This is a genomic window from Pseudomonas graminis, assembly GCF_001705435.1.
Lineage (GTDB): Bacteria > Pseudomonadota > Gammaproteobacteria > Pseudomonadales > Pseudomonadaceae > Aquipseudomonas > Aquipseudomonas graminis_B.
Genome location: NZ_MDEN01000059.1, coordinates 38,173 through 61,903 on the forward strand (window position 1 = coordinate 38,173; position 23,731 = coordinate 61,903).

The 23,731-nt window shown below is 60.0% G+C and carries 22 protein-coding genes; 13 read left to right on the top strand and 9 right to left on the bottom strand.

Translation table 11 applies throughout. The features are described from left to right. Window position 1 precedes the first annotated feature (1 nt). Both BBI10_RS08365 and BBI10_RS08370 read right to left on the bottom strand, forming a co-directional pair. The gene (locus BBI10_RS08365) at window positions 2-643 is read right to left on the bottom strand and encodes a thiol:disulfide interchange protein DsbA/DsbL (protein WP_037017094.1); all 642 of its coding nucleotides are present in this window, start codon (window positions 641-643) and stop codon (window positions 2-4) included. Between the two features lie 191 nt (window positions 644-834). Next, window positions 835-1,452: a c-type cytochrome gene (locus BBI10_RS08370; protein WP_065987939.1), complete on the bottom strand. Its 618-nt coding sequence runs from the start codon at window positions 1,450-1,452 to the stop codon at window positions 835-837. Between the two features lie 228 nt (window positions 1,453-1,680). Between BBI10_RS08370 and yihA the strand changes: the two genes are divergently transcribed. Further along, window positions 1,681-2,316 (top strand): ribosome biogenesis GTP-binding protein YihA/YsxC, encoded by a 636-nt coding sequence (yihA, locus tag BBI10_RS08375; protein WP_065987940.1) that lies wholly within the window; start codon window positions 1,681-1,683, stop codon window positions 2,314-2,316. Between the two features lie 239 nt (window positions 2,317-2,555). Here yihA and polA read toward each other — a convergent pair whose 3' ends face one another. Continuing rightward, entirely contained in the window at window positions 2,556-5,321 is a 2,766-nt protein-coding gene (gene polA / locus BBI10_RS08380; RefSeq protein WP_065987942.1) for a DNA polymerase I, read from the bottom strand. A gap of 74 nt (window positions 5,322-5,395) precedes the next feature. On the opposite strand from polA, the gene BBI10_RS08385 reads away from it, so the two are divergent. Next, window positions 5,396-5,686, top strand: a complete 291-nt coding sequence (locus BBI10_RS08385) for a DUF2782 domain-containing protein (protein WP_065987944.1) — start codon at window positions 5,396-5,398, stop codon at window positions 5,684-5,686. Between the two features lie 34 nt (window positions 5,687-5,720). After that, window positions 5,721-6,671 (top strand): homoserine kinase, encoded by a 951-nt coding sequence (locus BBI10_RS08390; RefSeq protein ID WP_065987946.1) that lies wholly within the window; start codon window positions 5,721-5,723, stop codon window positions 6,669-6,671. A 93-nt stretch (window positions 6,672-6,764) separates the two neighbouring features. Here BBI10_RS08390 and znuA read toward each other — a convergent pair whose 3' ends face one another. Further along, on the bottom strand, window positions 6,765-7,694 hold the full coding sequence (znuA, locus tag BBI10_RS08395) for a zinc ABC transporter substrate-binding protein ZnuA (protein ID WP_065987948.1): 930 nt from the start codon (window positions 7,692-7,694) through the stop codon (window positions 6,765-6,767). 57 nt (window positions 7,695-7,751) lie between these two features. On the opposite strand from znuA, the gene BBI10_RS08400 reads away from it, so the two are divergent. The 4 genes from BBI10_RS08400 to BBI10_RS08415 all read left to right on the top strand — a co-directional run bounded on the left by BBI10_RS08400 (window position 7,752) and on the right by BBI10_RS08415 (window position 10,674). After that, window positions 7,752-8,234, top strand: a complete 483-nt coding sequence (locus BBI10_RS08400; RefSeq protein WP_065987950.1) for a Fur family transcriptional regulator — start codon at window positions 7,752-7,754, stop codon at window positions 8,232-8,234. Then, window positions 8,234-9,028, top strand: a complete 795-nt coding sequence (gene znuC, locus BBI10_RS08405) for a zinc ABC transporter ATP-binding protein ZnuC (protein WP_065987952.1) — start codon at window positions 8,234-8,236, stop codon at window positions 9,026-9,028. Before BBI10_RS08400 ends, znuC begins: the two co-directional genes overlap by 1 nt. Further along, the gene (znuB, locus tag BBI10_RS08410) at window positions 9,021-9,803 is read left to right on the top strand and encodes a zinc ABC transporter permease subunit ZnuB (RefSeq protein ID WP_065987954.1); all 783 of its coding nucleotides are present in this window, start codon (window positions 9,021-9,023) and stop codon (window positions 9,801-9,803) included. Before znuC ends, znuB begins: the two co-directional genes overlap by 8 nt. A gap of 157 nt (window positions 9,804-9,960) precedes the next feature. Continuing rightward, complete coding sequence (locus BBI10_RS08415; RefSeq protein ID WP_065987956.1) at window positions 9,961-10,674, top strand: PA5502 family lipoprotein; 714 nt, start codon at window positions 9,961-9,963, stop codon at window positions 10,672-10,674. A 72-nt stretch (window positions 10,675-10,746) separates the two neighbouring features. On the opposite strand, the gene katE is transcribed toward BBI10_RS08415, so the two are convergent. Then, window positions 10,747-12,906 (bottom strand): catalase HPII, encoded by a 2,160-nt coding sequence (gene katE, locus BBI10_RS08420; RefSeq protein WP_065987958.1) that lies wholly within the window; start codon window positions 12,904-12,906, stop codon window positions 10,747-10,749. A 382-nt stretch (window positions 12,907-13,288) separates the two neighbouring features. Here katE and BBI10_RS08425 point away from each other — a divergent pair, with 382 nt between their 5' ends. From BBI10_RS08425 to BBI10_RS08435, 3 genes are all read left to right on the top strand, one after another. Beyond that, window positions 13,289-14,296 carry a methionine ABC transporter ATP-binding protein gene (locus tag BBI10_RS08425; RefSeq protein WP_065987959.1) on the top strand — a complete coding sequence of 336 codons (1,008 nt, stop codon included), beginning with the start codon at window positions 13,289-13,291 and terminating at the stop codon, window positions 14,294-14,296. Continuing rightward, on the top strand, window positions 14,296-14,970 hold the full coding sequence (locus BBI10_RS08430) for a methionine ABC transporter permease (protein WP_065987960.1): 675 nt from the start codon (window positions 14,296-14,298) through the stop codon (window positions 14,968-14,970). The genes BBI10_RS08425 and BBI10_RS08430 overlap by 1 nt, the downstream gene beginning before the upstream one ends. Before the next feature lie 65 nt (window positions 14,971-15,035). Next, a complete protein-coding gene (locus BBI10_RS08435; RefSeq protein ID WP_065987962.1) occupies window positions 15,036-15,809 on the top strand; it encodes a MetQ/NlpA family ABC transporter substrate-binding protein in 774 nt (257 codons plus the stop codon). A gap of 43 nt (window positions 15,810-15,852) precedes the next feature. Here the strand turns inward: BBI10_RS08435 and BBI10_RS08440 are convergent, their stop codons facing one another. After that, window positions 15,853-16,485, bottom strand: coding sequence for an SCO family protein (locus tag BBI10_RS08440; protein ID WP_065987964.1), 633 nt, complete (start codon window positions 16,483-16,485; stop codon window positions 15,853-15,855). A gap of 150 nt (window positions 16,486-16,635) precedes the next feature. Here BBI10_RS08440 and BBI10_RS08445 point away from each other — a divergent pair, with 150 nt between their 5' ends. Next, entirely contained in the window at window positions 16,636-17,286 is a 651-nt protein-coding gene (locus BBI10_RS08445) for a hypothetical protein (protein WP_065987966.1), read from the top strand. Between the two features lie 24 nt (window positions 17,287-17,310). Here BBI10_RS08445 and BBI10_RS08450 read toward each other — a convergent pair whose 3' ends face one another. The 3 genes from BBI10_RS08450 to BBI10_RS08460 form a co-directional block, all read right to left on the bottom strand. Then, window positions 17,311-18,840, bottom strand: coding sequence for a SulP family inorganic anion transporter (locus BBI10_RS08450; RefSeq protein ID WP_065987967.1), 1,530 nt, complete (start codon window positions 18,838-18,840; stop codon window positions 17,311-17,313). A gap of 131 nt (window positions 18,841-18,971) precedes the next feature. Next, the gene (locus BBI10_RS08455) at window positions 18,972-19,637 is read right to left on the bottom strand and encodes a carbonic anhydrase (RefSeq protein ID WP_410929792.1); all 666 of its coding nucleotides are present in this window, start codon (window positions 19,635-19,637) and stop codon (window positions 18,972-18,974) included. 306 nt (window positions 19,638-19,943) lie between these two features. After that, window positions 19,944-21,002: a PA0069 family radical SAM protein gene (locus BBI10_RS08460; RefSeq protein ID WP_065987970.1), complete on the bottom strand. Its 1,059-nt coding sequence runs from the start codon at window positions 21,000-21,002 to the stop codon at window positions 19,944-19,946. Window positions 21,003-21,196: 194 nt separating this feature from the next. On the opposite strand from BBI10_RS08460, the gene BBI10_RS08465 reads away from it, so the two are divergent. After that, entirely contained in the window at window positions 21,197-21,850 is a 654-nt protein-coding gene (locus tag BBI10_RS08465; protein WP_083233060.1) for a dual specificity protein phosphatase family protein, read from the top strand. A gap of 187 nt (window positions 21,851-22,037) precedes the next feature. Next, a complete protein-coding gene (locus BBI10_RS08470; RefSeq protein ID WP_065987976.1) occupies window positions 22,038-23,678 on the top strand; it encodes a hypothetical protein in 1,641 nt (546 codons plus the stop codon). Window positions 23,679-23,731 lie beyond the last annotated feature (53 nt).

Genomic DNA, 23,731 nt, shown 5'->3' on the forward strand with positions numbered 1-23,731 from the left:
CTTACTTGGCGGTCAGCGTCGCGCGTTCTTTGGCGATCAGCTGATCGGCCACTTGCAGCGCCTGCTCCGGACCACCGGCAGTGCCGAGGTCAAAGCGGTACTTGCCGTTGACGATCATGGTCGGGACGCCCGTGATTTCGTACTTCTTGGCCAGTTCCTTGTATTGGGCGATCTTGCCCTTCACAGCGAACGAGTTGAAGGTTTCGAGGAACTTGGTCTTGTCGACGCCCTGGGTGGCGACGAACTCGGCCATGTCATTCGGGTCGGTCAGACGCTTGCCGCCTTTCTGAATGGCGTCGAACACGGCGGTGTGGACTTTCTTCTCTACGCCCATGGTGTCGAGGGTAATGAATAGCTGGCCATGAGCGTCCCAAGGGCCGCCGAACATGGCGGGGACGCGGATGAAGTGCACGTCAGCGGGAAGTTTTTCAGCCCATGGATTGATGACGGGCTCGAAGGCGTAGCAGTGCGGGCAGCCGTACCAGAACATTTCGACGACTTCGATCTTGCCCGGCTCGGAAACAGGAACAGCGCTTTTCAGCTCGACGTATTGCTTGCCGGCTTCGATGGGCTCTGCTGCTTGAGCGGTCAAACCGAACAGGCTGGTAAAAATCAGAGCGGCGCTGAGAATCAGATTACGCATGCTTAACTCCTGGGCATGGAAGGTCACTTCGGTGGCCGCGGTTCGACCGGCCGAGGTGATATGAGTTCGCAAGTGTAACGCCTGCGGCCACAAAAAAGGGCAGCCGTTCGCTACCCTTTTTGGCCCGTCCGGGCAGGTCTGCCGGCAATTTGTTTTACCAACCGTGTCCGTCAGGATCGCGCGCCAGACGCTCAATGCAGCCCTTGAATGTACGCCGCCAGCGCCTCGATATCCTTATCGTTGAGCTTTGCGGCGATGGTGCGCATGACCAGGGTGTCGCCGTCATTGATGCGGTCACCTTTGCGGAACGCTGTGAGCTGTTTCTTGATGTACTCGGCGTGCTGCCCGCTCAGGTGCGGAAAGCCTGCCGTTGCAATGCCCGCGCCGTTTGGTGAATGGCAGCCGATGCAGGCCGGCATGCCCTGATCGAGCTTGCCGCCGCGAAACAGCGCTTCACCAGGCGCGACGAGATCGGGATCGGCAGTGCCGACGCTGCCTTTCTGACCGGCGTAATAAGCGGCGATGTCGGCCAGGTCCTGATCGGTGAGCGGGTTCAGCTGGCCGGTCATTTCCAGCACAACCCGATTCCCGTCCTTGATGTCGTGCAGTTGCTTGAGCAGATACCGCTCGCCCTGGCTGGCGAGCTTCGGGAAGATGGGCACCAGGCTATTGCCATCGGGTCCGTGACAAGCGCCGCAGACAGCCGTCTTTGCTTGCCCGGCGACCGGGTCGCCCACTGGCGAGTCAGCGGCCTGCGCCAAGCCATTCAGGCTCAGGGTCAACAGCAGACTCGAGAGAAATGCGTTCATGGGTTGATCCGATGCGGTTGAAAGTGTCGCCTGAAGGGCTAACTGTCTGGGGGGCGGCCTGTATTTGTGGGTCTGAGGCTACGCGCCATGGGGGTTTCGCTTCGGCAATGCCCTCGCCGGGGTCGGACAAGGCACACATGAAATCTGCGGCATTATATACTCGCGCCCATTGAACGGAAAACGACACCCCGTTGCCGCGCACGCCGCAACGCCCTCACCGGATATCCCATGCAACTCAAGAACCCAATTCTCGGCCTGTGCCAACAAGCCAAGTTCATGCTCAGCGCTGCCAAAGTCGACCAATGCCCGGATGACGAAGGCTTTGAAGTCGCCTTCGCCGGCCGCTCCAACGCCGGCAAATCCAGCGCGTTGAACACCCTGACCCATGCCAGTCTGGCGCGCACCTCGAAAACCCCGGGGCGTACCCAGTTGCTGAACTTCTTCAGCCTGGATGACGACCGCCGCCTGGTCGACTTGCCGGGCTACGGTTATGCAAAGGTGCCGATTCCGCTGAAGCTGCATTGGCAGCGCCACCTGGAAGCCTATCTGGGCGGCCGTGAAAGTCTGAAGGGGTTAATCCTGATGATGGACATCCGCCACCCGATGACGGACTTCGATCTGCTGATGCTGGATTGGGCCATCGCCAGCGGCATGCCGATGCACATTTTGCTGACCAAAGCCGACAAGCTGACCTTCGGCGCGGCGAAGAACACCCTGCTCAAGGTCCAGTCGGAAATCCATCGGGGTTGGGGTGACGCCATTACCATCCAGCTGTTTTCGGCACCCAAGCGCATGGGCCTGGAAGAGGCTTATACCGTGCTGGCCGACTGGATGGAGCTGGAAGACAAGGCACCGGCGGCCTGAATCGCAGGCAAAAAAAACCCCGGACTTCATGTGGGGAGGGGAAGTTCGGGGTCCAAGTCCAGACCTCTCGGGAGGGATCCGGATATCTGCCAACACTTAGCACAACATAGGAGCATGAATGGCTACGTCAGCCATTCGCAAACTCAGACCGGAGTTTGTCCGCCGAAGTTCAAAACCGGCGGAAATTTTATGGATGCCGCAGTTCCGATTCCGAACAGAATCGGAACGACAAGGCCGTATTAATGCGCCTCGTCCCAGTTATTCCCCACACCCACTTCGACCAGCAGCGGAACATCCAGCTCGGCTGCGCCGCTCATGTGCAAGCGGATGTCTTCGCTGATCTGCTCGACCAGATCTTCACGCACTTCCAGCACCAGTTCATCGTGAACCTGCAGGATGACGCGAGCATCCAGACCTGACGCTTCCAGCCAGCCATTCACCGCCACCATCGCTCGCTTGATGATGTCCGCCGCCGTACCTTGCATCGGCGCGTTGATCGCCATGCGTTCGGCGCCTTTGCGCAGCGCCTGGTTCTTCGCGTTGATGTCCGGCAGGTAAAGGCGACGACCGAAGATGGTCTCCACGTACCCTTGTTCCGCCGCCTGAGCACGGGTGCGCTCCATGTAATCCAACACGCCCGGATAGCGCGCGAAATAGCGATCCACGTACGCCTGAGATTGCTTGCGATCGACACCGATCTGCTTGGCCAGCCCGAATGCGCTCATGCCGTAGATCAGACCGAAGTTGATCGCCTTGGCGCTACGGCGCATGTCATTGGTCACGTCCGTCAGTTCGACACCGAACACCTCGCCCGCCGTTGCACGGTGGACGTCCAAGTCATTACGGAAGGCGTGCAGCAAGCCTTCGTCTTTGGCCAGATGCGCCATGATCCGCAGTTCGATCTGCGAGTAGTCCGCCGCCAGCAGTTTGTAGCCCTGGGGGGCAACAAACGCCTGACGAATGCGACGACCCTCGGCGGTCCGGATCGGGATGTTCTGCAGGTTCGGGTCGCTGGAGGACAGACGCCCGGTCACCGCCACCGCCTGATGGTAGGAGGTGTGAATTCGCCCGGTGCGCGGGTTGATCTGCTCCGGCAGGCGGTCGGTGTACGTGCTCTTCAGCTTGCTCATCGAGCGGTACTGCATCAGCACTTTCGGCAGCGGATATTCCTGCTCGGCCAGTTCCGCGAGCACCGCTTCAGCCGTGGACGGCTGGCCGGTGGCGGTCTTGCTGATGATCGGCATGCCGAGCTTTTCGTAGAGAATCACACCGAGCTGCTTGGGCGAGCCGAGATTGAATTCTTCACCGGCGATGGCGAACGCTTCGCGCTCAAGCTCGGTCATTTTGTTGCCCAGCTCGACGCTCTGATTGCCCAGCAGATTGGCATCGACCAGCGCACCTTGACGCTCGATACGCGCCAGCACAGGCATAAGTGGCATCTCGATGTCGTTCAGCACTGGCGCCAGACTCGGCGTTTTGGCCAATCTGTCCTGCAGCACCTCATGCAGGCGCAGCGTCAGGTCAGCCTCTTCAGCCGCATACGTACCCGCCTGCTCCAGCGCGATCTGGTCGAAAGTCAGCTGTTTTGCGCCCTTGCCCGCGATGTCCTGAAAATTGACCGGTGTGTGATCCAGGTACTTGGCGACCAGGCTGTCACGGTCGTGACGCGTCGCAGTGGAGTCGAGCACGTAGGATTCAAGCATCGTGTCGAACTTGACGCCCTGCACGTTGATGCCCTGGCTCTGGTCACCATCAATGGCGCAGTTGGCCAGCAGGTTGATCGCAAACTTGGCGTGCTGGCCGACCTTGATTTTGCTCGCGTCCTCCAGCATGGGCTTGACCGATTTCAGTACCGCGTCGCGATCCAGTTGCTGCTGCACGCCCATATAGGAATGGGTGAGCGGGATGTAACAGGCTTCGTGGGTCTTGATCGCAAACGACAGGCCGACGATTTGCGCGCGTTGGGCATCGGTGCCGTTGCTCTGCACCACAAAAGCGAACAACTGAGCGGCTTTCAACTTCTTCAGCCAGTCGTCGAGTTGGGTTTGCTCGAGAATGAGTTCGTAGTTGGCCTCGATGACAGGCGCTGGCTCGGCAGCAGGGACGACTTCCGCGCCTTCCTGGCGAGCGTCACGCTGCAGATCAGTGATCCAGCTCTTGAATTCCAGCTCGGTGTAGAGCGCCATCAGCGCCTCACGGTCAGGCTCGCCGCAGTGCAGGGCGTCGAGCTCGATGTCTAGCGGCACGTCGATCTTGATGGTCGCCAGCTCGTAGGACAGGAAGGCCATTTCCTTGTGTTCTTCGAGCTTGGCCGGCAGGGATTTAGCGCCCCGAAGCGGCAGCGCTGCCACTTTGTCGAGGTTCGCGTAAAGCTCTTTCAGGCCACCGTTGATGCCCACCAACAGGCCCGCTGCGGTTTTCTCACCGACACCGGGTACGCCGGGGATGTTGTCGACCTTGTCGCCCATCAGCGCCAGGTAATCGATGATGTGTTCCGGGCCAACACCGAACTTCTCCTTCACGCCGGCGACGTCCAGCACACTGCCGGTCATGGTGTTGACCAGCGTGATGTGGCCATCGACCAGCTGCGCCATGTCCTTGTCACCGGTAGAGATGACCACCGGACGGTCGGCGGCCGCGCTGCTGCGCGCCAAGGTGCCGATCACGTCATCGGCCTCCACGCCCTCAACGCACAACAGCGGATAGCCGAGGCCTCGCACGCAGTTGTGCAGGAAGTCGATCTGCACGCGCATGTCGTCCGGCATGCTTGGGCGGTTGGCTTTGTATTCGCCGTACAGCGCGTCGCGGAACGTTCCGCCCTTGGCATCGAAAACCACGGCAAACGGGCTTTCGGGGTACTGCCTGCGCAGGCTTTTGAGCATGTTCAGTACGCCCTTGACTGCACCGGTGGGCAGGCCTTTGGAGGTCATGAGCGGCGGCAGCGCATGGAACGCGCGGTATAGATAAGAAGAACCGTCCACGAGGACGAGGGGCGCAAGACTCATGTGCAAGATCAACCTTTTCGGCGGGGTCGGCGCTAGAATGCGCGGACCGTTGACGACAAAGGCACAAGGTTATCATGCGCGCGCTGAATCGCCTGTTACTGCTCGGCGGGTTGATCGCCTGTCCGTGGCTGGCGGTCGCGGCGGACGATGAAGCGCCGTCGGCAGAGCCTGATGTGACGATTCGTCAGGACAGCGATGGCTTCATCAAGGAGTATCGTGCGAACGGATTCGTGTACGCCGTGAAGATCACGCCCAAACACGGCAAGCCGTATTATCTGGTGCGCGCCGATGGCACAAGTGGTCAATTCATCCGTTCGGATCAACCGGACATGCTGATACCCCAATGGGTACTATTCAGCTGGTAACGCCCTACATTCACTCTCTTGCTGGCAGTCTTCTATGTCCGTTTTTACTCCCCTGGCTCGGCCCGAGCTGGAAGCTTTTCTCGCCCCGTACGGGCTTGGCGCCCTGCGTGATTTTCAGGGCATTGCCGCTGGAAGTGAAAACACCAATTTCTTCATCAGCCTGGAGCAGGGCGAATTCGTGCTGACCCTGGTCGAGCGCGGTCCGGTTCAGGAGATGCCGTTCTTCATCGAACTGCTGGACGTTCTCCACGACGCCAACTTGCCCGTACCCTACGCGCTGCGCACCACCGACGGGCAGGCCCTGCGCGAGCTGAAAGGCAAACCGGCGCTGCTGCAACCGCGTCTGTCCGGCAAGCACCCGGCCCAGCCCAACACCCAGCACTGCGTGCAGATCGGCGAATTCATGGCGCACATGCACGTGGCGACGCGCAGCGAGACTGTCGAGCGCAAAACAGATCGTGGTCTGGACTGGATGCTGGAGGAGGGCGGTAATTTCATCTCTCACCTAGACGAGGCCCAGGGCGCGCTGCTGACCAAGGCGATCGAGGAAATTCAGCGTCGCAAGGCGGCAATCATGGCGCTGCCGCGGGCCAATCTGCACGCCGACCTGTTCCGCGACAACACGCTGTTCGAAGGCACCCACCTGACGGGCGTGATCGATTTCTACAATGCTTGTTCCGGACCGATGCTGTACGACGTGGCGATTGCCGTGAATGACTGGTGCTCGTTTGAGAACGGCACCATCGATGCGCCGCGCGCCCGGGCGTTTCTGGGTGCTTACGCTGCTCTGAGGCCATTCACAGCCGCCGAAGCCGAGCTGTGGTCGACGATGCTGCGTGTGGGTTGCGTGCGCTTCTGGCTGTCACGCCTGATCGCCGCCGAAACATTCGCCGGTCAGGACGTGCTGATCCATGATCCGGACGAATTCCGCAAACGCCTGGAACAGCGGCAGGAAACCCACATTCCGTTGCCGTTTGCGTTGTAGACATCATAAACGCTTCGTGAGCAAGCTCACTCCCACAGGGACCGTGGTTCAACTGTAGGAGTGAGCTTGCTCGCGAAGGCGTTGGCACAGGAGTTAAAGACTCTCCAGACACCCCGCCAGGTCATCCGCCAGCTTGCTCAGCAATTGCTCGTAACCCTCGGCAGTGGCGGGTGTGTAGCCGCCTAATCCGTCCAGTTCAGCCAGTTTGACCGGCAAGCCCGCACTCAACGTGTCGGCCAGACGCGGGCGAAGGGGCGGTTCGCTGAACACGCAGGTCTTGCCGAATTCGGTCAGCCGCGCACGCATGGCGGCGACGTGCTGGGCGCCCGGCTGAACCTCGCTGCTGACGGCAAATACGCCCGCATGCTTGAGCCCGTAGGCTTCTTCGAAATAATCAAACGCCTCGTGGAAGACGAAATACTGCTTGCCTGAAATGCCGGCGACACGCTGTTTGATCTTGGCGTCCAATGCGTCAAGGCGTGCGTCGAAGGCCTTCGCGTTGCTCTCATAACGTGCCGCATTGGCGGGATCTGCCTGACTCAAGTCAGCGGCCATCTTTGCCGCAATCACCCGAGCATTGACCGAAGACAGCCACAAATGCGCGTCAACGCTGCCCGGGCGGTGATCGTGGTCATGCTCGTCTTCGTCATCATCGTGGTGCTCGGCGCTGGCGGTGAAATGGCGCAGGTGCATACCGGGCAACGACTCGACCGGGACCGATGCCTTGCTGCGCCCGGACAGCACGCGAGGCAGGAATGTCTCCATATCAGGGCCGATCCAGTAGAGCAGATCGGCTTCCTGCACGCGCCGTACGTCGGACGGGCGCAGCGCATAGTTATGCGGTGAGGCGCCCGGCGGAAGCAGGACTTCCGGCACAGCAATCCCGTCCTGTACGGCAGCAGCGATCAACTGCAGCGGCTTTATGCTGGTCAGTACGCGGACGCTGGCTTCGGCGGCAGTGACGGTTGAAAAACCGGTAATAAATACGACAAAAAGTAAAAAAAGTCGGGACACGATAACCACTCATGGGGGCAGGAACGGGTAACATAATAACGTCTCTCTCAAAGGCCGTCGCCGCTCATGTCTAAAACACCCCTGGCCAGTCGCCCCCACGATCACTCTCACTGCGTGCACAGTGCGCTCACTGAAGCCGACACGCTGTGCGCGGGCAAAGGCCTGCGGCTGACGGCCCTGCGTCGTCGCGTGCTGGAACTGGTCTGGCAGAGCCACAAGCCGCTGGGCGCCTACGACATCCTCGCCGTTCTCAGCGAAGAAGATGGCCGCCGCGCCGCACCACCTACGGTGTACCGCGCGTTGGACTTCCTGTTGGAAAACGGCCTGGTGCACCGCATTGCGTCGCTGAACGCCTTCGCCGGCTGTAACCATCCGACCCACGCGCATCAGGGCCAATTTCTGATCTGCCGCGAGTGCAACGCCGCCATTGAGCTGCAGCACGGCAGCATCAGCTCGGCCATCGTCGACGCTGCCAATGAGGTCGGCTTTGACGTCGAAGCCCAGACCGTCGAAGTCGTCGGCGTCTGTGCCGGGTGCAAGGCCGCCTGATGAGCGATGCACTGATTCGCCTGAAGGACGTCAGCGTGACGCGCGCCGGCCAGAGCGTGCTGGAACATATCCAGCTGAGCGTCAGTTCAGGCGAAATCGTCACCCTGATCGGCCCCAACGGCGCGGGCAAGACCACTCTGGTGCGCGCCGTTCTGGGGCTGCTCAAAGCTGACTCGGGCGAAATTTGGCGCAAACCGAAACTGCGCGTCGGTTACATGCCGCAGAAGCTGCACATCGACGCCACGCTGCCGCTGTCGGTCCTGCGTTTCCTGCGTCTGGTCCCCGGCGTTGATCGGGACACCGCGCGGTCAGCGCTGATCGAGGTCGGCGCAGAGAAGGTCATCGACAGCCCGCTGCAAGGGATTTCCGGCGGCGAGATGCAGCGCGTGTTGCTGGCGCGAGCGCTGCTGCGCAAGCCAGAGCTGCTGGTGCTCGACGAGCCGGTGCAAGGCGTTGATGTCGCCGGGCAGGCCGAGCTGTACGCGCTGATCACTCAGCTGCGCAATCGGCATCAATGCGGCGTGCTGATGGTTTCCCATGACCTGCATCTGGTCATGAGCACCACCGATCAGGTGGTCTGCCTCAATCGCCACGTGTGCTGCTCCGGCCACCCTGAGCAGGTCAGCAACGATCCCGCCTTCGTGGAGCTGTTCGGCCTGAACGCCCCGAATCTGGCGATCTATCACCATCACCACGATCACGCCCACGACCTGCATGGCGAAGTCTGCCAACCCGCGCCGGCTCACGTCCACACCCACAATCACGACCACGGGGACAGCTGCAAGCATGGCTGATTTTCTTCTTTACGCCTTGCTCGCAGGCCTCGCGTTAGCGGTAGTGGCAGGTCCTCTGGGGTCTTTCGTGGTCTGGCGGCGCATGGCCTATTTTGGCGACACGCTCTCCCATGCCGCGTTGCTCGGCGTGGCCTTGGGCTTTCTGCTGGACATCAGCCCGACGATCGCCGTGACCGTAGGCTGCCTGCTGCTGGCGGTGTTGCTGGTGACCCTGCAGCAGCGCCAACCGCTGGCGTCCGACACACTGCTGGGGATTCTCGCACCAAGCACTTTGTCGCTGGGTCTGGTGGTGCTGAGCTTCATGCGTGACGTGCGTATCGACCTGATGGGCTATCTGTTCGGCGACCTGCTGGCTATCAGTCCGAACGATCTGGCGTGGATTCTCGCGGGCAGTGCGTTGGTGCTGGTGCTGATCTGTGCGCTGTGGCGGCCGCTTCTGGCCATCACCGTGCATGAAGAGCTGGCGACGGTCGAAGGGCTGCCGGTGGCGGCCCTGCGCATGACGTTGATGCTGCTGATCGCCGTGGTCATTGCGGTGGCCATGAAGATCGTCGGCGTTTTGCTGATTACCTCACTGCTGATCATCCCCGCCGCTGCGGCACAACGTCACGCCCGTTCGCCGGAGCAAATGGCTGTGGGTGCGAGCATCATTGGCGTGATTGCGGTGTGCGCGGGTCTGGCGCTGTCCTGGTTCAAGGACACCCCGGCAGGCCCGTCTATCGTGGTCTCGGCGGCGGCGCTGTTTCTGCTCAGCTTCCTTTTGCCCAAGCGGTAGAACCTTGGGTAGCAGGCAGAGTCATACTCCGCAATAATCCAATGGCGGCAATGTGCAATGACTCCTTGCGCGGCCACCGATAGTGATCAGTTATTTTCGGTGCAAGTCAGTTGTGTGTAGACTTGCTCGTTTTTTGCGCAAATAGAGAATCGCAGGAATGAAGCCGTTCGCATCCCGTTATCTGCTGCTTGCTGCATTTTCCATCCTGTTGGGTGCTTGCCAGAGCAAGCCCGTCGAGCAGCCCGCATCTGTGGCTGCGCCCGATGCCTATCAGCAGCTGGAACAGAACATCGCCAGCAGCGAGTTGGCAACCGCCGAAGATCAATTGGCGGCGCTGCAAAGCAAATCTCCGGACGATCCCCGACTCGAGCAGTACCAGCGTCAATTGGCTGAGGCCTATTTGAGCCGCAGTCAGATCGTGCTGCAAAAAGGCGACATGAATGCCGCCGCGACCGCGCTTAGCCGAGCTCGCGCGCTGATGCCCAAGGCCCCGGCGCTGACCAGTGGCGTCAACGGTGCCATCGCCCACGCGCGTAAGGCCGAGCTGGAAAAGGCCGAGGCTGATCTGCGGGCTGCGGAGGCCAGGCGCAAGGCGAAAGTGATTGATCCGAGCGCCGAGAGCACGACCATCGAGTTGAAGCTGGGGGACATGAAGCAACTGCGCCGTCAGTTGAGTGACATCGCTGAGGACGTGACTGCCTTCAACTGCGACGTCACGGTGCAGGTGCCGCGCACGGACGACTACCCTTGGCTGGCAACGTTGCTGACCAAGCGAGTGACGAAGATCAACCCGGATTTCGAGTTGCAGATGCAGCGTGAAATCGAGCGGACCGAACCTGCGAAGATCGTGTTGAAGCCTGCTCAGCTCTGATCGATTTTTGATCAAAAGAAAAGGCGTTGCCCTCGCGGGCAACGCCTTTTTTGTTACTGCCAGCCCTGCAGATTACGCAGGAATCGCTTTCGCTTTCGGCTCACGAGCCCAGACGCGGTGCTGCTGGATCGCATCGAAGAACGCCTTGAAGGAGGCTTCGTCCGAAACGGTCAGCAAGCCGGCATCGGCTTCCAGTCGCAGCAGGTCGATCAATTTCTGCGCGTCGCCCGCGTAGGCGATGGCTTTGAGGTGCTTGTACGCCTCAAGCACGTAGTGCAGTGCCACGCCGTCGCCGCTCAGGGCCTTGATCGAAGCTTCGCCGCCCGGGATGAACACAGCGTCGAACGCGACCGATGGCAAACCTTCCATCGAAGCATCCACTGCCAGGGACGCGCCACTCGCGGTTTTGACCGGCGCGGAGGTAGGACCCAGCACCTTGGCGTGTGCGCCTTTGGCTTCCAGCGCCGATTTCATCGTCGCTACAGCTTTGTCGTCAACACCGTTCGCGACGAGGATAGCGACTTTGCGCGAAGCAATGTCAGCAGGCAGCAGGTTCGCCTGGCTCAGCAGAGGCGAGCTGTCGACGCTCAACTTGCCGTTGCCTTGCGCCTTGACGGTAGCGGCTTTCGGCGCCGGCAAGCCAAGATTTTCAGCCACACGCGCAGCCAGTGTGAGGTCGATATTCGCGAGAATCTCGTTCACCTGACGGGCGCGAATGTGCTCACGCTCCACCTTGCCCAACTCGAAGCTGTACGCCGCGATGATGTGCTCTTTCTCGTGCTCGCTCATGCTGTTGAAGAACAGCGTGGCTTGGGTGAAGTGATCGCCAAACGACGGGCTGCGCTCACGCACTTTGTGCGCTTCGATGCGTTCTGGATACGTCTCGAAACCGCCATCCTCCGGACCTGCAGGGGTTTCTTTCGGCCAGCCGCCGTCGATCGAGTTCGGCTCGTAGGAAGCGCGACCCTTGTCGATGGTAGTGCGATGCTGAGCATCACGCTGGTTGTTGTGGTTCGGCGAGACCGGACGGTTGATCGGGATCTCGTGGAAGTTCGGCCCACCCAGTCGGCTGATCTGCGTATCGGTGTAGGAAAACAGCCGACCTTGCAGCAGCGGATCATTGGAGAAGTCGATACCCGGCACGACGTGGCCTGGGCAGAACGCAACCTGCTCGGTCTCGGCGAAGTAGTTGTCCGGGTTGCGGTCGAGCACCATCTTGCCCAGCGGTGTTACCGGCACCAGCTCTTCCGGAATGATTTTGGTCGGGTCCAGAATGTCAAAGTCGAACTTGTGCTCGTCTTCCTCGGCAACGATCTGAACGCCCAGTTCCCATTCCGGGTAGTCGCCCATCTCGATGGACTCCCACAGGTCGCGGCGGTGGAAATCGGTGTCCTTGCCCGCAAGCTTCTGCGCTTCGTCCCACACCAGAGAGCACGTACCGTACTTAGGCTTCCAGTGGAATTTGACGAACGAGGATTTGCCCTCGGTGTTGATCATGCGGAACGTGTGAATGCCGAAACCCTGCATGGAGCGCAGGCTTTTCGGAATCGCACGGTCGGACATGGTCCACAGCACCATGTGCGCGGATTCCGGCACCAGGGAAACGAAGTCCCAGAAGGTGTCGTGGGCCGAGCCGCCCGTAGGGATTTCGTTGTGAGGCTCTGGCTTCACCGCGTGTACGAAATCGGGGAACTTGATGGCGTCTTGAATGAAGAACACCGGCATGTTGTTACCGACCAGGTCGTAGTTACCTTCGCCGGTGTAGAACTTGACCGCGAAGCCGCGTACGTCACGGACCGTGTCACCAGAGCCGCGTGGGCCCTGGACCGTGGAAAAGCGCGTGAAGACCGGGGTTTTCTTGCCCGGGTCACGAAGGAATTCGGCCTTGGACAGCGCCGAATGGTTCTCGTAGGTCTGGAAGTAACCGTGAGCCGCCGTGCCGCGTGCGTGGACGATACGCTCCGGGATGCGTTCGTGGTCGAAGTGGGTAATCTTCTCGCGCATGATGAAGTCTTCAAGCAGCGACGGGCCGCGCGAGCCGACTTTCAGCGTGTTTTGGTTGTCGGAGATCTTTACGCCCTGATTGGTACGCAAAGCCTCGCCGGTGGCGTCGGAGCGGAAGGTTTCAAGGCTTTCGATCTTGGCGTTGGTATTGCCACGATCCAGCGTATCAGTGCCAGCCAGTTCACTGTTGGCGGTGGCGCTAACAGGTGGATTGGTGTTCTTACTCATCAGACAAAACTCCTCGGTTCGGACGGCTCCCTGTTCGGCGTTCCATGGTGTGGAGGCAGCAGGAGCTCGCAGGCGGCAACGCCTGACACGAGGTCAGGCATTATTCAGGCGCTAAGTAAGTGACTGACGATGAAATCAGCCGTTCCGTTTGTTTTTCGGATTCATCGATTTCCTTCGTCAGCCCGACAGTCGGCTGTGCATATGACCGTTCGGCAGGTGCAGTGTGAAATAAATGATAAGAAGGCTGGGCCCAATCCGGATTCGACAGGCTAAAATGCGCGCCCGGTTTACCCAGCCGAAGCCGAAATGGCATCGCTCAGCAGCGTGATGAAGGCATAAGTCTCCACGCTGATTTTTCAACGCGCCCCACAAGGTTCGCTCCGTGATCGAGTTCCAGAACGTCCACAAAACCTATCGGGTCGCCGACCGGGAAATTCCCGCGCTGCACCCCACCAGCCTGCGCATCGAAAATGGCCAGGTGTTTGGCCTGATTGGCCACTCCGGCGCCGGCAAAAGCACCATGCTGCGCCTGATCAACCGCCTTGAAGCGCCGAGTGGCGGCCAGATCCTGGTCGATGACGTCGATGTCACCGCGCTGGACGCCGAGGGTCTGCGCGGCTTCCGCCGTCAGGTCGGCATGATTTTTCAGCACTTCAATCTGCTGTCGTCCAAGACAGTGGCCGACAACGTCGCCATGCCACTGACGCTGGCCGGGGACATGTCCCGCGCGCAGATCGATCAGCGCGTGGCCGAGCTGCTCGCTCGCGTGGGTCTTTCCGATCACGCCAGGAAATACCCGGCACAATTGTCCGGCGGTCAGAAGCAACGCGTTGGCATCGCACGCGCGCTGGCGACCAAGCCGAAGATTCTGCTGTGCGACGAGGCCACCAGCGCCCTCGACCCGCAAACCACGGCCTCGGTGTTGCAGCTGTTGGCCGAGATCAATCGCGAACTGAAGCTGACCATCGTGCTGATCACCCACGAAATGGACGTGATCCGTCGCGTCTGCGATCAGGTGGCGGTCATGGATGCGGGCGTGATCGTCGAACAGGGCGCCGTGGCCGATGTGTTTCTGCACCCCAAGCACCCGACCACTCGCCGCTTTGTGCAGGAAGACGAAGAGGTCGACGAAAACCAGGTGAACAGTGATTTCGCCCATGTTCAGGGCCGCATCGTGCGCCTGACGTTTCAGGGCGAAGCGACCTACGCGCCATTGCTGGGCACGGTCGCGCGGGAAACCGGCGTGGACTACAGCATTCTGGCCGGTCGTATCGACCGCATCAAAGATACGCCTTACGGGCAACTGACGCTGGCCATCACCGGTGGTGACATGGACGCCGCGTTTGCCCGCTTCACCGCAGCCGACGTTCATATGGAGGTCCTGCGCTGATGGACACTTTTCTCAACCTGTTTTCCAACGTCGACTGGTACGAAATCTGGCTGGCGACCGGCGACACCCTGATCATGCTCGGCGTCTCGCTCGCCTTCACTGTTCTGCTGGGCTTGCCGCTGGGCGTGCTGATGTTCCTGACCTCGCCGCGTCAGTTGCTTGAGAACAAGCCGGTCTACACCACCGTCGGCTTGATCGTGAACATGCTGCGGGCGTTGCCGTTCATCATCCTGCTGATCGTGATGATGCCGCTGACGGAAATCATCACCGGCACTTCGCTGGGCATTCTTGGCACGCTGCCACCGTTGATCGCAGGCGCCACGCCATTCTTCGCGCGCCTGGTGGAAACCGCGCTGCGGGAAGTGGACCGCGGGATCATCGAGGCCACTCAGGCCATGGGCGCGACGACCCGGCAGATCGTGATCAAGGCACTGTTGCCTGAAGCACGCCCTGGCATTCTCGCGGCAATCACCGTGACCGCAATTGCGCTGGTGTCGTTCACGGCCATGGCCGGTGCGGTCGGTGCCGGCGGCCTGGGCGATCTGGCGATTCGCTATGGTTACCAACGCTTCCAGAACGATGTGATGTTTGTAACGGTCGTATTGCTGCTGGTGCTGGTGCAGATCCTGCAAACCGTCGGCGACAGACTGGTCGCGCATTTTTCACACCGTTAACCGAATTCGCCGGTCACTGACCGGCAGATGCATGCGACTGCGCGTGCATTTCAGGAGTAGTAGAAATGAAGAAGTTGTTGGCTGTATTCGCTGCCGTGGCGGCGCTGTCTGCCCATGCCGATGAGACCTTGACCGTTGCGGCCTCCGCCGTGCCCCATGCCGAGATTCTCGAGTTCGTGAAGCCGATGCTGGCGAAAGAGGGCGTGACGCTGAACGTGAAGGTCTTCAACGATTACATTCAGCCAAACGTGCAGGTCGACCAGAACCGCATGGACGCCAACTTCTTCCAGCACCAGCCGTATCTGGATGAGTTCAACAAGGGCAAGGGCACTCATCTGGTGAGTGTGGCCAAGGTTCACATCGAGCCGTTTGGCGCTTACTCGGACAAGCTCAAGAGTCTGGCCGAGCTGCCGGATGGCGCCAACGTGGCCATCCCGAATGACGCCACAAACGAGGGCCGTGCCCTGTTGCTGCTGGTCAAGGCCGGTCTGATCACCCTGAAGGATCCGACCAGCATCACCGCCAAGCCAAGCGACGTGCAGCAGAACCCGAAGAACCTGAAGTTCCGCGAGCTGGAAGCGGCGACCCTGCCACGCGTACTGACGCAGGTGGACCTGGCGCTGATCAACACCAACTACGCCCTGACGGCCAAGCTTGATCCGACCAAGGATGCGCTGATCATCGAAGGGGCGGAGTCGCCTTACGCGAACATCCTGGTGACCCGCGAGGACAACAAGGATGCCCCGGCCATCCAGAAACTGGTCGCCGCGCTGCACAGCCCAGAAACCAAAGCGTTCATCGTTGAGAAGTACAAAGGCGCCGTGGTTCCGGCGTTCTGATCGCCACACGCCCATGATCTCGGCGCAACGCCGAGATCAGTCCTTACTTCCTCTCAACCAGCCCCGGCAACTGCGCTACCAGCTTCTGGCTGTTCAGCGGCGCGCGGATAAACCCGCGCTGGGTGCCGTCAGGGCCAAGGAGGGCGAGGTTGCCGCTGTGGTCGACCGTATAGCCCGGCTTACTGGTGTCCGCCGGGATGTACGGGATGCTCACCGCATCCGCCAGGTTCTTCAGCGTATCGACCGGCGCCCTCAAGCCGACGAACCCCTTGTCGAAATAACCCAGGTATTGCTTGAGCTGTTGCGGCGTGTCGCGATCAGGATCAACGCTGACCAGCACGATGCGCAGCTTGTCGACGGTCTCAGGGGGCAGCTCGCTTTTGATCTGACGAAGCTGGGCGAGGGTGGTCGGGCAGATGTCCGGGCAGAAGGTGTAGCCGAAGAACAGCACCGTCCATTGACCCTTCAACTGGCTCAATGGAAAGGGTTGACCGTCCTGATCGGTAAACGAGAAATCAGGCACAGTGCGGCTCTGCGGGAGAAGGATGATGCCCGCGTCGTTAAGCGCGGTCTGATCGCCCTGATCCGTGCCGGACAACACCCGGAAGACGGTCAGACCCAGCACCAGCGCCACGATGGCGGCAAGGATGAAAACGGTTTGTTGGGTTCGGGTCATGAGTTCAGCACATTGATAGTCCACGAGCGCGCGATTATGCACATAACCATGAACCTGTTATGACAATTACGTCTTAGGACCATTTGTGGGCAAGCTAAGGTATGGACTTCCCTATAATGACCGCCTGGTTTCACTGCCTATGGAGCATCCATGAACACCGCCGCATTGCGCGAGCAGATCACCCGAGCTCAGGAACACGAAGCCCAATCCGGTCAGCTTTCGCGCCAGTTGGAGTCGCAACTTCCTCATCTCCACCCGTCCATTCACCTGCCTGACGTAGACGCGCGAGGCGTACTGACGCGCTTTGTCATTGCCTACATTGGTCAGGTTCCGGACTTGCTGGACGCTGCCCATGACGTCGCGTTGCAGGCCGGAATCGAAAGCCAGATCAGACCGGTCCTGAAAATCGCCGAGCAATTCTTCACGGCGCCGCCGGCCATCATGGCGGGCCACGAAGGGCTGGATGGGTTGCTGGACGAAGCTTACCTGGCCCACCGGCTGGTGGAAGAAGTGAACGATCTGTACATCAAGCACTTCGGCCAGCCGCTGATACCCATGAATACCACCGTGGCCAGCGTCATCGCCCACCAGCTGATCGGCGAGGCCTTCGCCAATCAGCTGGACGAAGTGGTGCATCACGCCATCGACGAGATGCTCGACGACGACAGCTTCTCCCTGGAGTCGGTGGAAGCCTACCGCGAGCGCCTCGCCAGCCCGGACACCGAAGCAGCATGGAAACGCTGGCCCAGCCTGTCACGCCAGTTGGGCGTGGGGCTGGAGATGGAGTGCGGGAAAGACTGATCCCGCACGCCCCTCACGCGGACCTTAATGCAGCGCTGTTCCTCCAATCGACGTGCGGATCCTTCCCTCCACGCGACGCTTGAGCAGCCGTTGCTCCAGCAGTAAACGCGAACCCTGCGCCGCGTTGGCGCGGCCCCACTCTTCCAGCAGCTCCAGGCAGGAATGGTCGATGTAGGTCAGGTTGCCCAGCGGCACATGCAACGTGGTGCCAGGGGGCACGGTTTCCAGCGTCTGGGTCAGGGCCGGCACCTTGAGGAACGTGGCCGAACCATTCAGGCGCAGCTCCATCTCCCCCTCGGCTGGCAGATCGACGAGGTTGATTTTCAAGCGCGATGCATTCAGCGCCAGCTTCACCAGGGTCAGGCCAAAGCCGATCAACACACCCGTCAGCAGGTCGGTCAGGACAATCGCGCTGGCGGTCGCGCCATAGATGAACATTGGCATGCGGCCATAGCGCCCCAGCCCTTTGAGTGCTTGAACATTCACCAGCTTCACGCCGGTGTAGACCAGCACGCCTGCCAGGCTCGCCACAGGAATGCTTTGCAGCACACTGGACAGCAACAGCACGAACGCCAGCAGCCACAAACCGTGGAACATTGCCGACAGCCGCGTCTTGGCACCGGCCTGGACGTTGGCCGAACTGCGCACGATCACGCCCGTCATCGGCAGCGCACCGACCAGACCGCACAACATGTTACCCACACCCTGGGCGCTGAGCTCTTTGTCGAAGTCCGACCGCTGGCCGTCATGCATCCGATCCACCGCCGCTGCCGACAACAGGGTTTCAGCGCTGGCAATGAAAGCCACGGCAATCGCCGCGATCAGGATGGCAGGGTCAGCCAGGTTCAGCAGGTCTGCGGGGCGCAGCCAGTCGATGGCCTCTGCAAGATTGGCTGGAACCTCCACTCGCTTGACCTGCAAGCTCATCACCAGACTCACCACCGTCGCAATGCCGACGCCGAGCAACGCGCCCGGTACGAACCGAAGTGCCTGGGGCCGACGCTTTTCCCACAGCCACATCACGGCGATGGTGCCCAGCCCGAGCAGGCCGGCCTGCATGGCGCTGCCCATTCCCATCGCACCCATGAGGGTCTGCGGGAACGCCACGAGATTATCGAGCCCGGAAGGCTTGGGCCCACTGTCGAACATAACGTGGACCTGGGAGAGCACGATCAGCACGCCGATGCCCGCGAGCATGCCGTACACCACCGCAGGCGCCGTCACACGAAACCAGCAACCGAGCTTCAAGCGTCCAGCCAGCAATTGCAGCGCACCGGCGAGCAGCAGAATCGGCCCGAGCATGGCCATACCGTGTTCACGTACCAGCTCGAACACCAGCACTGCCAGACCTGCCGCCGGGCCGCTGACCTGAAGCGGCGAACCGGCCAGCCAGCCCACCACCAGACCGCCGATGATGCCGGTGATCAGACCCTTGGAGGGAGGCATGCCGGAAGCGATGGCGATCCCCATGCACAGCGGCAGGGCCACCAGAAAAACCACCACGGAAGCCAGCAGCTCCCGTGGTAACAACGCTTTCAGATCAGTAGTAGCCATGACGACTCTCCGGAATTCAGACGTGACAACGCCCGGCGGCACGCGCTATGCGCGGCCGCTACGAGCTTGTATGGGGGTGGAACCGTCAGGGCCGACGCCGCTGCGCTCAGGCGCAGCGGGTCAGCCAGCGATCAATATCGCCCGCGGGGAATCGACGCCATGGGCACCGGATGGTCGCCATCCAGAGGCAGGAAGCAATCCTGCTCGGCATCGTAGGCGCGGATCTCGCTGGTCTCGATGTCGTAAACCCAACCGTGGATAAACAATTGGCCGCTGGCCAGCTTGGACGCCACGGAGGGGTGCGTGCGCAGGTGTTGCAGCTGTGCGATGACGTTTTCTTCGGTCAGCACGTGCATGGTTTCATGCTCGCCGGTGCAATTGCAGTTGTCTTGCACAACGGTCTTGGCGACCTCGGCATGACGCAGCCAGGCTTTGACCGTCGGCATTTTTTCCAGGGTGTCGGGGTTGAGAACGGCGCGCATGGCCCCGCAATCGGAGTGGCCGCAGACGATGATGTGCTGAACGCCCAAGGCCAGAACGGCGTACTCGATCGCCGTCGACACGCCGCCATTCATGGGGCCATAAGGCGGGACGACATTACCCACGTTACGGGTGACGAACAGGTCGCCTGGCGAGCTTTGGGTGATGAGTTCCGGGACGATGCGCGAATCGGCGCAGGTGATGAACATGGCCCGGGGATGCTGGGCGGTGGCGAGTTTCTTGAACAGTTCTTCCTGCTGAGGGAAGACGTCATGGCGGAATTGCTTGAAGCCATCAACGATTTGCTTCAGTGCCATCTCGGCGGTTTCCACCTGAGGCGTAACGCCTGTCGTCGCAGCCTGAGGCTGCTTATCCTGGTCACTCATGTTTCATCCTCTCTGACGGATTTAAGTGAATTTTCCGGCGAATCCTGTGGATGACCCACTCTTTTCTGGCCTTCGTACGACTCGTTTCCTACAAGACCAATCGGTCACTTCCGACTCACCTTAACGACGCAAACTTAATTGAAACTGAATGCGTGGCTCTAGATCGCGGGTCTTGCGTTAGAAAATCTAAACCGCAAGCGCCTGTCGTGGTGAAACCCAGTTAGGACGCCACCCGAGTCACAACAGCGACATCTGACCACCGGGCGGGCAAAACGCGCTGCAGTCCAGCTGAAAACTTTCCCGCCGGTTCAAGCCGTACTTCTTGATGGCCAGGCTGTAACGCTGCGCCAGCAGTTCGGCGAACACCCCCTCACCGCGCATTCGTGAGCCAAAGCGGCTGTCATACACCTCACCGCCGCGGCTTTGTCGAACCAGGCTCATCACATGTTCGGTCCTCTGCGGATAATGCGCCTGCAGCCACTCTTCGAACAGCGGGGCGACCTCCAGCGGCAGACGCAGCATTACGTAGCTCGCACTCAATGCACCGGCGGCCTTGGCCTCGGCCATCAACTTCTCCAGCTCCATGTCATTGATCATTGGAATCATCGGCGCCAGCAAGACGCCCACCGGAACACCGGCGTCGCGCAAGACCCGAATCGCCCGCAGCCTGGCCCTGGGTGCCGCAGCACGGGGTTCAAGGATGCGCTTGAGCTCATCGTCCAGCGTCGTGAGGCTGATGAACACTGATACCAGCCGCAGCTTCGCCAGCTCGGCCAGCAGGTCCAGATCCCGCAGAATCAGCGAGCCCTTGGTGATGATCGTCACCGGATGGCGATAGCGCAGCAGCACTTCCAGCGTCGCCCGGCTCAATGTGTATTCGCGCTCGATGGGCTGATACGGATCGGTATTCGCGCCCAGGGTGATCGGTGCGACGCTATAGCCTGGCTTGGACAGCTGCTGCTCCAGCAGGGCAGCCGCATTGGTTTTGGCGATCAGTCTGGTTTCGAAGTCCAGCCCCGGCGACATGTCCCAGTAGGCGTGGCTCGGCCGGGCGTAGCAGTAAATACAACTGTGTTCACATCCCCGATACGGATTGATCGAGCGGTCGAAAGGGATGTCGGGCGATGAGTTGCGCGCGATGATGCTCTTGGCGGTTTCCAGCGTAACGGTGGTGCCCTGGGTCAGCGGCACTTCCTGATACCAGCCGTCGTCTTCGACCACGGATCGGTTGGGCGCGAAGCGGTTATGCGGGTTGGTCGCGGTGCCGCGCCCGCGTGGGGGCAACTGAATGGACATGACGGCTCCTTGATAACTGGTTATGCATACAGTATCGCGAAATACCTATTTCCCTCACGCTCAGACCCTGAAAAAAACCCCGGCACCGATCAACGGCTTTCACCAACTTTTGACACGCGCCTCACAGCGCCTTGACCCAAGGCAGCGAAAACTTGCCCCATCGATAAATGGCTGGTTTCCACGGTACGTCTTCCATGCGCCTTCGCCCGCTTGCTGTTCAACTCGCCCTGCTACTGGCGGTATCATCTGCCTCCCTCGCTCGAGCCGACGATGCTTCACCGGCGCAATCATCACGCCCGGCGCAGTGGGCGCAACTCGTGGATGCGCACTACAACCTCTACCAGATCACGCCAACGCTTTATCGCAGTCGCCAGCCGGACGCTGCAGTACAGCCGCTTCTGCAGCAGCTTGGCGTGCACACAGTGATCAACTTCCTCAAGGAAAGTGACAGTAAATGGCTGTCCGACACGTCCGTCGAGCAGGTGCAGATTCCGCTGCAGGTGGTGCACATCGACGATGCCGATGTGATTGAAAGCCTGAGGGCTATCCAGGCCGCGCAGCAAAAAGGGCCGGTACTGATTCACTGCAAGCATGGCCTGGACCGGACCGGTCTGGTGGCAGCGATGTACCGCATCGTTGCTCAGGGCTGGAGCAAGCAGGCAGCCCTCGATGAGATGCAACACGGCGGCTACGGCGACCAAGACAGCCTCAAGCGGGGAATTGCCTACATCAACACTGTCGACGTGGCGGCGTTGAAGTCAGCGATGGACAGCGGTGCGTGCAGCACGAGCGTATTTGCCCTTTGTGCCATCAAAGGGTTGTCTCACAAAGTGGGCATGATCAACTAAGGGTATGCCCCCTCCGTTGGCAATCAACGGTGCCTGATTGCTCTCAACGCCTTTGCATCTTGCAATACACCTGAACAGCGCAAAGTTTGCACTGACGCAAAATACAACTACTACTCAGCAGGTGCCAATCACGGCATGGAGGCAATCAACGCTTACCTGAAACACCCTATCGAAAAGGATTTCGACAATGACATTCAATTACTCGACGTGCGCGCTGGCGACGCTCTTGAGCATCGGCACACTCGACGCATACGCGACGACGCTCGACTCACGAAACAAACCATTCAACGAATACAGCTGGGTCACCACCCACAATTCCTATGAAAAGATCAACCAGAACCTGAAGGAGATGCCGGCCCAGCTCAATGATGGTGTCCGGGGTTTCATGCTTGATCTCTATGTGGAAGGTTCAAACCCTCGCCCCGAAGAACGTATCAAAGTGTGCCATCAGCAAATTGCCTGCTATGGACCGTTATCTGCCCATTTAAAAAAAGAGTTCCTGCCTTTCCTCCAGAGGAATCCAGGGGAGGTGGTGACGCTGTTCCTTGAAACGTACGTTAAGCGGGAGCATTTGCAGGAGGTGTTCAATACGTTGCCGGAACTGGCGAGTGTTTCATTCGACCCTGCAAACTTCGCGGCGGACCGTTGGCCGACGATCAACCAGATGGCGGCACGCAATAACCGCTTGCTCCTGTTCACGGACAAACGCGAGGTCGCAGGCGACTACTGGGTTCAGGGCAAAAAGATCACGGTCATGTTTGATCAGGACTGGATGCTGCAGAACCATTGGGACACCTTGGGGAACATCGCCAGCAGCATCGAAAGTACTCATGACTGGGCATGTCCAACGCGATGGGGCGGTTTACCCCTCAACACCGCAAAGGTTGCTACCTCGACGGGCAAGCAGTGGAAACGGTTGTTCCTCATGAACCAGTTTCACCCGGGCACATCGACCGTCTTCGATTCGGCCAGCTACGACAACAATCTGACCTACCTCAAGCGCCGCCAGGACAACTGTGGTGTTGTCCCCAACTACGTTGGTATCAACAATTACAAGAGCGGTGAGGCGGAGCGTTATACCGCTGCGCTCAACAACGGCGGCATCTTTCTGCATGAAGGTCCAAATGCCAGTCGGTCCCAGGACATTGTCTGCGTGATTCCCGTTCGCCCCGGGGTGGTTAATCGCAAGGTTCATGGTTGTGAGAATGATGAGGCAAGGTCGATGTCCTTGTCGGGTGTTGCCAGTGGAACCCGCATTCAGTTGTTCGACAGTGGCAGTGGCAATACCCAGGACGACCACATCACCATCGACGTGAAGCGCAACATCGGAATTGGCGAGCGTGTGGTCATCCCGAGCTTCGAGTCCGACGCGAGCAACAGCAACTTTCAGGCAGTTTATAACCGCAACAACGGGCTTGATGGCAAGACTTCACGCATTGTCATTGGCCGGACCCCCACCGACTTTTCGGACGCATCCGTGGCGTTCTACGAGGGCACTAACGCCAGTCAGAATCTGGACTGCGTGATTCCTTTCAGTTCGAGCTACACCATGAAGATGAAGAGCAACAGCTTTGGCTGCTCCAACGACGAAATCAAGTCGGCGCGCATCATCAAAGCCAAAGCGGGTACGTCTTTCACGCTCACGGGCCATCCCGAGGGTAATTTCAACGAGGGTCGCACGACGGTGGAGGTCCTGCGCGACATTACTCTTCCTGTAGTCATCCCGGGGTTCAACAGCAGCTATTCAAACGCCGATATTAAAGTCACGAATTACACCAAGGCCGTCGGTGGCAAAATCTCCTTCGCCTATATCAACGGCGCCCGGTAATCCGCAAACGCAAAAAAAAGGGATACCCATTACAGGTATCCCTTTCTTTATCA